A 12340-nucleotide genomic window follows, 5' to 3' on the forward strand; every position below is an offset into this window, starting at 1 on the left:
AAACAGAGTACAAACTACTTACCACGGGTCGTATTCATCGCGAGAAAAAAGACATTAACAGCGATTAAGGCAGAGATAGACGTTCAATCCCGGCTCGGAGGAGTCCAGATAGAGTTTGCCGCCGTGCAGATCGATAATCGCCTGAACCAGAGACAATCCCAGCCCATAGCCGGACTGAAACCAGGTATCCAGCCGCTGAAAACGCTGTAGCGCTTTGCCGTGGAGTGCAGGCGGAATACCCGGACCACGGTCCGCAACACTTAGTGCAATCCAGCCGCGATAAAGCGTCACGCTCAACGTGATGTATTTCCCCTGTGCCGCGTATTTCAGCGCATTTTCCACCAGATTCGCCAGCGCCTGAAACAGCAGCGCACGGTCGCCAAAGAGCTGGATTCCAGCTTTGATTTCAATCTTCAGCCGACAGCCGCGCGTTTCCGCCAGCGGTTGATAATATTCAGCAATTTCTTCCAGCAGTTGGCGCGCCTCAATGTTCTCAAACTGGTGCACGCAGCGTCCGCTTTCGATTTCACCGATACGCATCACGGTACGGAACAGCCCAAGGATTTTATGTACCTCGTCCACCGCCAGATTCAATTCATCGCGAATATCGTTATCCAGCCCTGCACGCTCCGTCAGGTTGAACAGACGATTTTGCAGATGCGTCAATGGGGTACGCAGTTCATGTGCGACGTGGCTCGATGTATTGCGCACCTGTTCCATCAGGCGATCAATCCGTTCCAGATTCTGGTTAATATCAGCGCTCAGGCTGTCAAAATCATCATCGTAAGGCGATAGAGGCATACGCACCTGTTGCTCACCGCTGCTGTAGCGATGCAGCGCCGCGCGAATTTTCTCCACGCTGCGCAAACTACGTAAGCTGAAATGACGGCTGACAAACAGGCAGAAGAGCAGCACGATAAATAATCCCGCCCCCGCTACAAGCGGGATCGTCCTCACCCGCTCTAACATCGGACGAATGTTGTAAGCGGTAAACAGCACGCCCCCATCATCCAACATGACGGACAAACCAATCAGATTAGGGTCGTCTGGGCTGGAAATTTCGGCTTTAAGACAGCTGACATCCATCCGGCAATCACTATGCTGCCGCATTTCCAGAGGATGCGTGTTGGCAGAATCAGACGTTAATGGGTTCGTTCTTAATGGATGCGTTCTTAAAGGATGATTGTGATACAGAATATCGCCGTGTTTATTCATCACCAAAAACAGCGGTAATTCATCACCTTTCGCTCGATTATCCTGTCGTAATTGCGCAATCAGACTATCGGCATTCGTTAAACGCGACTGCATCGAGTAATCGTAAATATTACCCAGAATAACTTCACGGACATGCGTTCGAATCAGTGTTTCACTTAATGAACTGAAGCCGACAATACACATCAGCATCATTAATAAGAACAGAAAAACAATGGTTATTGCCTGACGAAAATTAGAGGTGCATAAAAAACCGGGATATTGGCTTGCCCCCAGTAATTGCCAGTGTTTTATTTTTATCTGCCAGCGCTGCCCCAGCCTCTTTATTTTTATTCTATTCAGCGTGGCTGCCAACATCGGTTTTATCCTTATCTACCGCGCCTAATGCGTAGCCCATCGCTCTCAGCGTTTTAATTAATGGACGAGGGAATCCTTTATCAATTTTCGCCCGCAACTTTGACATATGAACATCGATCAGATTGGTTTGCGGATCAAAATTGTAGCCCCATACTCGCTCTAACAGCATCGTGCGCGTAATCGCCTGCCCCGGATTTTCCATCAATATAATCAGTAGCTTGATTTCTTTATCGGTTAAATCGATGCGTTTGCCACCGCGCCATGCTACGCGCTGCATACGGTCAAGTTGCAGATCTTCAAAAATCAGCATAGAGGGATTATCGACATGACGTTTACCGCGTCGCGCCATAATATCCAGACGTAATCTAAGCTCATTAAAATTAAAAGGCTTGCCGAGGTAATCTTCCGCACCCAGCTCCAGTCCCATCACTCGATCGACATCTCGATCCAGTGCCGAGAGCAGCATAATAGGCGGATGACGTGACCCTTGTAATTCACGTAATACCGTAAATCCATCCATGATAGGGAGCATTCTGTCCAACAAAACGACATCATAAACTTCATCCTTGATTGCTTTTAATGCGTGTGCGCCATCGTGCACCATCCGGCAAGAATGGCCGTGGGAATGTAATTTAGACCCGAGCCAATGGCACAGCACAGAATCATCATCAACCACTAATACACGCATAATTTTCCCCTATAAACGTGGCTTATTACCTAATTAATTCAGGGTTAATGTCCGTTTATTTTTTATCTGGTCTTTCAAACAGCTATTCACCCCACGCGGTTCTGATACCGTGCGGGCCGTTTTTTATTTCTGGTTTTCTACTTCTTAGCTTTTTACTTAGGATTTTTCTACTGCTAAGAAAAATCCTACGGATAATAACAATCATTATCATTTAGTGACAAGCAGTTTACAATCACCTGACACAGTTCTTAGGTTAGGCGTATAAAAAACATCCCCATCGCTTACGCCATGGGGATGTAGAGGAAGGAAAGAGAAGAGAAATAAATCAACGCAGTAGCGGGGATCGTCTCACTGAGTTTTACTCATTTTCGATCAGGAGCGCTTCCATCAGATCGAGATCGCGCAGCATTTTTTGCAACGTTTCATTGCTGATCTGCTGCGTGGCACGCAGGTGATACAGCTCTGCACGTTCGGAATTCAGCGCAGTCAGACGAAAACGCCGCTCCAGATCCTCAATCAACATACCGTTTTCAGGATCGTCTTTATTAATTAGCCGTCGACGTAGATTACCGATGACGCGTGCGCTGACTTCTTTCAGCACCTGCTCATCAATGTTTTCCTCTCGATCGGCAGCCAGACGCTCCTCCATTTTGTGCATGCTTTTGATTGCCACTTCCGCCACAGCCATGCGCGCCATGCGGATTTCTTTGGCATGCGCCGCTTTGTCTGCCACCACCACGCCGCGCAGCAGAAACGGTAACGCCAGTACACCACACAGCAGAGAAAACAAAATGACGCCCGTGGCGATAAACACCAGCTGATAGCGTGACGGGAACGCCGTGCCATCCGTCAACAACAGCGGAATAGACAACACACCCGCCAGCGTAATCGCCCCTCGGACGCCAGCAAAAGAAGCGATCCACAGTTCACGCGTGGAAAACTCGGCGAAAACCATCGGCCGCTTTTTTTGGATATGCGTGCTGTATGTTTTCATCACCCACAGCCAGCTGAAACGTAGCAGCAATAAGGCACCATAGATGATTGCAATATCGGTAAACAGCATCCAGGTTTCAACCGTTGGGTCCAGCTCCGCCTGCGTAACCGAGGTTTCCAGAATGTCCGGCAATTGCAGACCCAGCATGATGAACACCATGCCGTTGAACACGAACTCCAACATCGACCACACGCCGTTGGCACGCATCCTCATCGTGAGTGGCGCGCTACGAATCACACCCGACTGACCAATCGTCATCCCTGCGGCTACGGCAGCCAAGATGCCCGACACGCCAATATGTTCTGCAATCAGATACGACGCAAAAGGCAGCAACAGCAACAATACGATCTGTGTTGCAGCGTCATCACCACTCCAGCGGCTGATAACGCGCAGCGATTTACCGAATATCCAGGTCACACCAACGCCCGCCAACAGCCCGCCTAGCGCTACCTGAGTAAATTCCAGCGCCGCACCGGAAACCGTAAATACCATCGTACCCATCGCAATAGCGACAGCAAACTTCAGCGATACCAGGCCGGACGCATCGTTCATCAACGCTTCGCCCTGCAAAATGCCCATCAGTTTTTTCGGAATACGACCTTCACCCACGATGCCAGACAGCGCCACGGCATCCGTCGGCGACAGCACGGCAGCCAACGCAAAAGCAGCAATCAGCGGCATTCCCGGCACCATCCAGTAGATGAAATAGCCGATGCCTACCACGGTGATCAGTACCAGAACCAGCGCCAGACCGATAATCTCTCGACCGTGTCTCAGGAACTCACGCGTGGGTGTTTTCCAGCCGTCGGCAAACAGCAATGGCGGAATGAAAAGCACCATAAACAGCTCAGGATTGAAATCAACGTGCAAACCGAATTGGGGCCAGGCAAGGATGGCACCCAGCGCGATTTGCATTAAAGGCAGAGGAATTTGAAAAGGTAAAATGCGCGTAACTACCCCGGACAGGGATACAACCAGGGTCAAAATAAGAATCGTAAAAAATATTTCCATGCTTTCCTTAGACGTACTCCTAAATCAAAAAATTCTGCCTGCGAGCGCGTGAACTGCCCTTCCATATTTAACGCATTTAGTCCGGTATGAAAATGGATTTCTCGGTAAAAAAGAGAGGTTTCATCCTAAATAATTCAAGCTGCAAGAAGGCGGCGACACAGCGAATCCCCGGGAGCTTACATCAGTAAGTGACTGGGGTGAGCGAGGACAAATCGGCTTAGCCGATTTGAACGCCGCTAGCGGCGGCCCTTCAGGGCGAGGCTCAGAGATGAGCCGAGTATTGCCAACGCACATGCGGTTTGAAGTATGACGGATAATTACTTTATTGATTATCACACAAGTAACATCAACCCAAAGCCAATAAAAGGGCACATAAAATCGCATTTGGCGCGGGTAATGATGAAGGAGGGAAAAACGAGGAATGACAGACCTTCTGGACCGAGCCAGAAGGTCTGTGAGAAGGGATTACAGCGCCCAACCGCCCGCGTAGAACACCACCAGCGCAACAGCAATAATCACAGTGCCGATGTTCAGTTTACGCCATTCACCGGAGCAGATGCGTCCTAATACCAGCGCACCAAAGCCCAGCATGATACCGGTCACGATGTTACAGGTCAGTACGATGAATACGGCACATACCAAACCTGACATCGCATCAACGAAATCATCAAAATTCAGTTTAGAGACGTTGCCCAACATCAGCAGACCGACGTACATCAGCGCTGGCGCAGTAGCATAGCCAGGAACCAAATATGCCAATGGAGAGACAAACAGCAGCAGCAGGAACAACACACCAACGACGGTTGCCGTTAAGCCAGTTTTACCACCGGCTGCCGTACCCGCTGCGGATTCGATGTAGACCGCTGCCGGTGACGTCCCGACCAGACTGGAGAAAATGCTGCTCACGGAGTCTGCGGTCAGAGCCTTACCACCGTTGATGATTTGCCCGTCTTTATCCAACAGGTTCGCCTGTCCAGCTACAGCACGAATCGTGCCCGTGGCATCGAACACGGCAGTCATTACCAGTGCCAACACGCTTGGCAGAACCAGTGGCTGCAACGCACCCATGATATCCAGACTGAAGATCAGCGATGAACCGTCAGCGGCCTTTAGGCTCGGCAATGCAAAGAAGCCAGCGTATTTTACATTCGGATCAAAAATCAGTCCCAGAACAGAGATCACGACGATAACCAGCAAAATACCGCCCGGTACGCGACGCTTCTCTAAACCGATAGTCGCCGCCAGCCCCAACAGAGACATAATGACGGGGAAAGAGGTGAAGTCGCCCAGCGCAACCGGCAGGCCGTCAATCGGGTTTTTTACCACCAGACCCACACCGTTAGCGGCGATAATCAGCAGGAACAGACCGATACCAATTCCTGTACCGTGTGCCACGCCCAGCGGCAGATTACGCAAGATCCAGGAGCGGATGCCCGTAACTGAAATAATGGTAAACAGTACGCCCATCAGGAAGATCGCACCCAGCGCCACGGGAATACTGATTTGCTGTCCCAGCACCAGACTGAACGCGGTGAATGCGGTCAGAGAAATCGCACAACCAATCGCCATCGGCAGATTAGCCCACAATCCCATCAACAGCGATCCCAGTCCGGCAACCAGACAGGTCGCAACGAACACGGCCGTCGGCGGGAAGCCAGCCTTGCCCAGCATACTCGGCACGACAATCACCGAGTAGACCATGGCCAGGAACGTCGTCAGGCCTGCTAACACTTCCTGACGCACGTTACTGCCGCGCTGTGTAATTTTGAAAAAAGCATCAAGCGAGCCTTGCGAGCCAGCCTGACGGGTGGTGTTTGACATGGTGGTATCCCCTGAAATGTCATTATTATTTAAGATCAATACTGAACGGCTCCCGCGGCCTTGCCCCGCGAGTGCACCAGCATCGCTGGCGCATCATGAACCGTATATACCCGTCATTCTTCAAGCTGCATGTGCGTTGGCTGCGTTCAGTCACTCGAATCACTTACTCAAGTAAGCTCATCGGGATTCCCTCTCTTGCCGCCTTCCTGCAACTCGAATTATTTAGGCTATAGCCCCGCACGCAAACGATTAGCTCGCTGAATGCAGAACCGGAAAAAACGTTACTGTCTCAAGACATTGCCGAATCAAAACAGGCTGTACTAAAACAAGCTGGATAAAACGATGGCAGGCAATGCGAAGCGCATGATTATCCCGCTTCCCCTGCGCTTATTTCAACTGCTAATCGAGACAATTTACCTATCTCACTTCATCTTTTCGATAAGGGAATGCGCAGCCAGTACAGGTAATCATCAATCCGACAACTCGCTGAAAACACACCAGTATGAAGAAAAAGCAGAAAGGGTTCTTAGACGGAAATCAAAACAGCGGTTTACTCCTCACAAACTGATCGTTCATTTTTTTGTGATTCACATCACAAAAAAGTTGACCACCCGTATCAGTGCGAGTATTCTTAAAAACGTGAACAGCATCACAGAAAACAAATCAACTAACAACGAGGAAATGACCATGAAACTGCTGAACAAAATCATCGCTATGTTTGAAAACATCAACATCAACTTTGGTACTTTCAACCAATAATTATTTAAGAATCGTGGGGATAAAAAAGATGCGCGTTGTCCGCAAAATCAATCAAATATTAAAAGCGTTGGGCAAAACCTATCGCGGTGTTAACCCCCACGCTATCTTCCGTTAATCGTACTCTGTACGTTAACCACCCTAAAATGGCTGCCATCTGGTAGCCATTTTTGTTTGTACGCTTTCCTTGTTTCTCTACCTTCCTTTCTACACCTTGCGTAACGGATTCTGCTCGCTGTGCAGTGATGGCGCCGAAGCGCCATCCTATATCACACGTGTTTACGCTATCTCACTATACTCTTTCACTACGTCATCAGGCGTAGAGTGAGACTTCACCTGCTGGGCGAGTTTTAAAGCGACGATGCAGCCAGAGATACTGTTCAGGCGCACGCATGATTTCTTTCTCAATTACCTTATTCATGTAGCAAGCCGCAGCCTGTTCATCATGATAAGGATAATCCTGTAATTCAGGCTGAATCACCAGTTGATAACCCAAAGCATCGGGCTTACGAATCAGCACTGTCGTCATCATCGCGGGTTTTGCCAGACGACTGATGGTGTAGGTGCCGCTGGTGGTCGCCGCATTTTTCACCGCAAAGAACGGTGCAAACACGCTGCCTTTAGGGCCGTAATCCTGATCGGGAGCGAACCATACCGCTTCACCACGTTTCAGTGATTGCACCATGCCACGCAAATCTTTACGATCGATCATCGCCTTGTTCGAGCGAGAACGTCCCCAGGTTTGCACCATTTCCATCGCTTTATTGTTGTGCGGACGGTACATCGCCATCATCGGCTGACACAGCCCCATCGCCCTACCGCCCAGTTCCAGCGACATGAAGTGAATACCAATCACCATCACGCCCTGACCTTTTGCGGTAGCACGCTGTAAATGTTCCAACCCTGAAACATCAAACCAGTGACGCACGCGACGATCGGGCCAAAACCAGGCCATGCCAGTTTCAACCAATGCCATTCCGAGCGAAGCAAAGTTGCTGTCGATCATGGCTTCTCGTTCGTCATCGGAGATCGTAGGGAAACACAGTTCAAGATTGCGCCGGGCAATCGACACCCGACGTTTAAGAAAGATACGGGATAAACGACCTGCACTGCTTCCGATTTTCATCAACAGCGGATAAGGAAGTTGGACTAATAAAAACAGCACGCCAAGGCCGAACCAAGTCGTCCAATAGCGCGGGTGGAGTAATGCCCTGGTAAATGTTTGCTTAATCTTCATGATACTCATCTTTAAGTGATTAACAGCGTACCGCATAAAGAGTCGTTCTCATCGCGCTACATCTATCATGACACTTATTTATAGGGATCGTTTCAGCTGTGTGGAAAACTTAATTCTGACCGTTATCGCGCATGAGGTTAAAAAGCAGGATAAACATGCTGATAACACAGAGGGGATTTTGCACAGCCGATGAACGGCTGACGGTAGCAATATCATACCTGATTCATACTCAATAAAGGAGTAGTTGGATAAGAAATATTCGCAATCTGAGACAACCTGAAGCTAACATAATACCCTGCGCCAACAAACGCGACTGGCTTCCCGACATCAGGTCACAGAGGATAACAAGCCATAGCATAATCAAGGACTTGATTGAAAATGTTCTTTTCTCTCCCTTACCGATCCAATGCATTACGATTCAATGCATTAATTGTTGTCATCGCCAGCATTCCTACGCTAGCTTTTGCCGCAACATTCGCCGATAGCACTTTCTTTCATAAAGACTGGGAAGTGGTCTGCGATAACACGCTAACGTGCCGGGCAGCAGGCTACACGTCAGAAGAGAAAAGCATGGGAGAAGATGAAAAAGCGCAAGACGTTTCCCTGCTTATAACGCGCCATGCCGGGAAAAACACGCCAATAACGGCTGAGGTGACACTCGCTGAGGTAGACAAAGAGATTCCTAAAGGCACCAAACTCACGCTAACCGTTGACGGTGTGGATAAAGGTTCGCTCACCTCGACCGAAGACAATCTCTGGCAGCTCAATGAAACACAAATCCCTGCCGTATTACAGGCGCTGAAAGGAAGCGGGAAAGTCGCGTTTCTGCATGATGGCATCGTTTCCGAACTGTCTGGAACAGGCGCCTACGCTGTCTTGCTAAAGATGGATGAGAGGCAGGGTCGTATTGGCACGACGGACGCCATCACCAAAAAAGGCGACAAAAACAGTGAGCACCCTGCCGTAGCAGCTCCCGTTATCTACTCGGCAGCAACCCAACAGGAACCCTCACGACATCTGACGAATACAGAACAAGCTGCCATCCAGAAAAAGCTGCTTAAGACGCTAAAGGAAGATGACTGCGATGACTTTCCGCCACAGGATGACAGAGCAGCAGAACCGATGATTCTCACGCCACTCAATGGCAGTATGTCTCTACTCAGCACCCTTTGCTGGCGTGCCGCCTACAACGAAGGCTACGCTTACTGGGTCATCGACAACGCCATGCAAACTCAGCCCCAACTCGTGACCACAATCGGCGTAGGCTACGAAAACGGTGAAATTACCGCAGTACAGAAAGGGCGTGGACTCGCGGACTGCATGAGCGATAGTGCCTGGGTATGGGATGGCAAAACATTCCAGCAAAGCCGAGCATCAATTACAGGCTCATGCCGTATGATCCGCCTCGGCGGCACCTGGGATTTACCCTACTGGACAGCGACTGTGATTAAACCGGGGAAATGAAAGAAATTGGGGCCACTCGTGGGCCTCATATTCAAACATGGGGAAAGAGAATAAAAACGCGCCAGAATCATCCTGAGAGCGCCTGCATTGACTAAGCATAATCAGTCAAGAAGCGTTGTTCCATAGGAGTTATCAATGGTGCAAAGCCAGTTTCCATCAGCTTCTTTCCTGAACACGTAGGTCGCTCGCCGAGTTGTTGTGACAATATTCCCCTGATCGTCTGGGTAATGAAGCACCGTTTCCATGATAACTAAAGCGTCACCACCGCCTTCTATGACCTGCATATTTCCTTGTTCAACAACAATTTGATTTTTAAAGTAATCGGCAATAGCGACAAATGCTTTTCTTATATCACCCTTCCCTTTTGCAACCATTCCAGGTTTGATAACGAGTGCGGCATCCTCAGCATAATAATTCATCAAGGCATCAAAATTTCGTTCAGATATTGCTCTATCACAGGCTTCAATGATTTCGCGTATCGGATGTGGCTTCATAAGCATTGACCTCAGTAACGTGGCGCAGAACATTCTGACGTGAAAATTCAATAGAAACGGGTATTAAATCCCTCTTTCCTCATCTATCGCCACAATAATAGCGAGTGATTTGCTCAACTTGTTCATCAGTGGCCGAGAAATCATGACTCTCTTGGGAATTACGCAGACGTAGTCCAGCAGTTACAAATTTAATGGGTAACCATAGGGTAATGCAGTTGATTGTATATCACGCAGATAGGTATTTTTAGAATCAAGAGATCAGAAATGTTTTGGAGCGAGTGAAGGGAATCGAACCCTCGTATGCAGCTTGGGAAGCTGCCGTTCTACCATTGAACTACACTCGCACGGAGAGGCGAGTGGCATTATAGCGCTATGCCGTTGCCGAGCAAGTAAAAAACCCGGCAAAGTGCTGTTGTTTTGACCGGTCATGCAGCCGTGGATAGCGGTAGGAACAACGTCTCATAGCCATTGGAAATGACGTGCCAGGCAAAGTAGGCAAATAACAGCGCGGAGATCAGGCTGCAGTAAAATGAGATGCGTTCTTTCAGCAACCGCTGACCGTACTTCACCAACGCCGCGAGGAAGAACGTCCACAGTACGCCGCCGACGAAAAAACCCAGCAGAAACAGGCTGATCATGAAAGCAGAACCATCCGTAGACTGCGCAATAATGGTGCCGCCAATCGCCGCAAACCACAGTAGCGCCGTCGGTGACGCCAATGCCATGCCGACGCCGCTGAAAAATTCAGTGTACCGGGCAGGTGGTGTAGCGGAATCCACCGTATTCGCTGTCGCAGACAGATCGGCAAAGCGTTTAACCTGATAGTCACGCCATGCCGCACGCGCCATGCTGATCGTCATCCAGATCAGAATCAGCCCGCCGCCAATCCATAGCACCCAGCGCACCGGTGTTAGATTAAACACCACCGCCAGCCCTAGCACCGACAACGTGGCATAAAACAGATCGCCGAAACAGGAACCCAGCCCGATATAAAACGCCGAACGCGCCCCGTGCCGCAGCCCACGGTTAATAATCGCGGTATTGACCATCCCCAGATCGAGACACAACGACAGGGATAGCAATATCCCCGTGAAGACAACTAACAGCATGATATTCCCTTCGAGCGTTAAGCAATAAGGCGAGTGTAGAGCTCAAGGGAAACACTGTATTGTCAAAAATTGATACGGCGGAACTGCCCTGGTGTCATGGCGTTGTAACGGTTGAAGGCTTTGGTGAAATGCGCTTGATCGGCAAACCCGACATCACCTGCGACTTGGCTAATCGCGGTGCCCTGCCGCAGCAGTTCTCGCGCTTTACACATACGCCGTTGCATTAGCCACGCCAGCGGTGGCAAGCCAACCGCCTGATTAAATGAACGTACCAGATGTGCAACCGACAGACTTTCCTGCTGCGCCAACTGATCAAGCGTGGGGACATCGCTGAGATCGTTCAGCAGCCCCTCTTTGATCCGCGTGATCCGCTCAGCCTCTTTGACTTGGCTTTGAGGCAGCATTCGGTGCTGACCTTCCATCAATCCTGCCAGCAGCAGAATAATGCGCTCCTGACGGGAGTTGTCGTCCAAATCAGAGGTAACGAGCTGTTTTAGCTCGGACGCCAATTGCGCTGAAGGATTCCAGCCCTGTGAGAATAGAAACGTTTGATGGAAATAATGCTCGAATGCCTGCGGGTGAACGTACAGCGATGCGCACTGCCAGCGGTCAAACGCATTATCGCTGCCCTGTAGCTGATTAGGATTGTAGGTCGTCACCATATCGTTGGTGGCAACAAAGGTCTCTCCATCAAGCCAGACCGTTTCCAATCCGCTGAGATTAGCGCTGATGACGAACTCATCGTGCATATGACGTGGAAAGCTGCGGCCGTTGGTTAACAGCGCCAGCTCAAACCAGGCATCGCGGTAAGTCATCATGAGGGCGTTCCGACAGTGAATGAATGCCTGAAAATAGCATCTTCCCCCGTCGGGCAACAATCACAGAATGACGACAAGAATGCAGAGACAAAACGTGGTTATGTCGTGCCAGATAGTGTGATAAGCCCATTCGCCGAAAAAAAAACGGGAGTAACGGAATAGAAGAGTAAAGCGTTTGCGCCATGGACAAAAACGTCAGGAACGTTTTTGAACGTCGCTAGCGACGGCCCTAAAAGGGTGAATCTCAGGGATGAGATTCATATCTGCGCAAGCCGAGCGCACAGGGATGTGTTTACAGCGTTTTTATGATCTATCCGTTACTACCGCTCGGCGGCCTTTGCCAATAATAAAAAACCGGTGCAATTGCACCGGTTTAGAG

At 49.7% G+C, this 12340-nt stretch carries 10 protein-coding genes and 1 tRNA gene; 2 read left to right on the forward strand and 9 right to left on the reverse strand.

Translation table 11 applies throughout. The features are described from left to right. Positions 1–54: 54 nt before the first annotated feature. The 4 genes from A0G03_RS05780 to A0G03_RS05795 all read right to left on the reverse strand — a co-directional run bounded on the left by A0G03_RS05780 (position 55) and on the right by A0G03_RS05795 (position 6083). On the reverse strand, positions 55–1569 hold the full coding sequence (locus tag A0G03_RS05780) for a sensor histidine kinase (protein ID WP_048258777.1): 1515 nt from the start codon (positions 1567–1569) through the stop codon (positions 55–57). Then, on the reverse strand, positions 1547–2257 hold the full coding sequence (locus A0G03_RS05785) for a response regulator transcription factor (RefSeq protein ID WP_048258776.1): 711 nt from the start codon (positions 2255–2257) through the stop codon (positions 1547–1549). Before A0G03_RS05785 ends, A0G03_RS05780 begins: the two co-directional genes overlap by 23 nt. Positions 2258–2615: 358 nt before the next feature. Continuing rightward, a complete protein-coding gene (locus A0G03_RS05790; RefSeq protein ID WP_048258775.1) occupies positions 2616–4262 on the reverse strand; it encodes a Na+/H+ antiporter in 1647 nt (548 codons plus the stop codon). Between the two features lie 465 nt (positions 4263–4727). After that, complete coding sequence (locus A0G03_RS05795; protein WP_048258774.1) at positions 4728–6083, reverse strand: NCS2 family permease; 1356 nt, start codon at positions 6081–6083, stop codon at positions 4728–4730. Positions 6084–6425: 342 nt separating this feature from the next. On the opposite strand from A0G03_RS05795, the gene A0G03_RS05800 reads away from it, so the two are divergent. Next, positions 6426–6842 carry a hypothetical protein gene (locus tag A0G03_RS05800; protein WP_048258773.1) on the forward strand — a complete coding sequence of 139 codons (417 nt, stop codon included), beginning with the start codon at positions 6426–6428 and terminating at the stop codon, positions 6840–6842. Positions 6843–7152: 310 nt separating this feature from the next. Here the strand turns inward: A0G03_RS05800 and lpxP are convergent, their stop codons facing one another. Then, complete coding sequence (gene lpxP / locus A0G03_RS05805; RefSeq protein WP_048258772.1) at positions 7153–8076, reverse strand: kdo(2)-lipid IV(A) palmitoleoyltransferase; 924 nt, start codon at positions 8074–8076, stop codon at positions 7153–7155. 378 nt (positions 8077–8454) lie between these two features. Here lpxP and A0G03_RS05810 point away from each other — a divergent pair, with 378 nt between their 5' ends. Then, positions 8455–9540 (forward strand): DUF1176 domain-containing protein, encoded by a 1086-nt coding sequence (locus tag A0G03_RS05810; protein ID WP_048258771.1) that lies wholly within the window; start codon positions 8455–8457, stop codon positions 9538–9540. Positions 9541–9641: 101 nt separating this feature from the next. On the opposite strand, the gene A0G03_RS05815 is transcribed toward A0G03_RS05810, so the two are convergent. From A0G03_RS05815 to A0G03_RS05830, 4 genes are all read right to left on the reverse strand, one after another. After that, positions 9642–10034 (reverse strand): YybH family protein, encoded by a 393-nt coding sequence (locus A0G03_RS05815; protein WP_048258811.1) that lies wholly within the window; start codon positions 10032–10034, stop codon positions 9642–9644. A gap of 270 nt (positions 10035–10304) precedes the next feature. Further along, positions 10305–10378, reverse strand: a tRNA-Gly gene (locus A0G03_RS05820). Positions 10379–10459: 81 nt separating this feature from the next. Next, the gene (locus A0G03_RS05825) at positions 10460–11143 is read right to left on the reverse strand and encodes a LysE family translocator (RefSeq protein WP_048258770.1); all 684 of its coding nucleotides are present in this window, start codon (positions 11141–11143) and stop codon (positions 10460–10462) included. Positions 11144–11205: 62 nt separating this feature from the next. After that, the gene (locus A0G03_RS05830; protein ID WP_048258769.1) at positions 11206–11961 is read right to left on the reverse strand and encodes an AraC family transcriptional regulator; all 756 of its coding nucleotides are present in this window, start codon (positions 11959–11961) and stop codon (positions 11206–11208) included. Positions 11962–12340 lie beyond the last annotated feature (379 nt).

This window comes from Pectobacterium peruviense (genome assembly GCF_002847345.1).
GTDB lineage: Bacteria > Pseudomonadota > Gammaproteobacteria > Enterobacterales > Enterobacteriaceae > Pectobacterium > Pectobacterium peruviense.

What these genes read in the sequence shown, in the direction of transcription:
- A0G03_RS05830 (WP_048258769.1), bottom strand. Translation starts at nt 11,961, where the DNA reads ATGATGACTTACCGCGATGCCTGGTTTGAGCTGGCGCTGTTAACCAAC.
- A0G03_RS05790 (WP_048258775.1), bottom strand. Translation starts at nt 4,262, where the DNA reads ATGGAAATATTTTTTACGATTCTTATTTTGACCCTGGTTGTATCCCTG.
- A0G03_RS05810 (WP_048258771.1), top strand. Translation starts at nt 8,455, where the DNA reads ATGTTCTTTTCTCTCCCTTACCGATCCAATGCATTACGATTCAATGCA.
- lpxP (WP_048258772.1), bottom strand. Translation starts at nt 8,076, where the DNA reads ATGAAGATTAAGCAAACATTTACCAGGGCATTACTCCACCCGCGCTAT.
- A0G03_RS05825 (WP_048258770.1), bottom strand. Translation starts at nt 11,143, where the DNA reads ATGCTGTTAGTTGTCTTCACGGGGATATTGCTATCCCTGTCGTTGTGT.
- A0G03_RS05815 (WP_048258811.1), bottom strand. Translation starts at nt 10,034, where the DNA reads ATGAAGCCACATCCGATACGCGAAATCATTGAAGCCTGTGATAGAGCA.
- A0G03_RS05780 (WP_048258777.1), bottom strand. Translation starts at nt 1,569, where the DNA reads ATGTTGGCAGCCACGCTGAATAGAATAAAAATAAAGAGGCTGGGGCAG.
- A0G03_RS05800 (WP_048258773.1), top strand. Translation starts at nt 6,426, where the DNA reads ATGGCAGGCAATGCGAAGCGCATGATTATCCCGCTTCCCCTGCGCTTA.
- A0G03_RS05785 (WP_048258776.1), bottom strand. Translation starts at nt 2,257, where the DNA reads ATGCGTGTATTAGTGGTTGATGATGATTCTGTGCTGTGCCATTGGCTC.
- A0G03_RS05795 (WP_048258774.1), bottom strand. Translation starts at nt 6,083, where the DNA reads ATGTCAAACACCACCCGTCAGGCTGGCTCGCAAGGCTCGCTTGATGCT.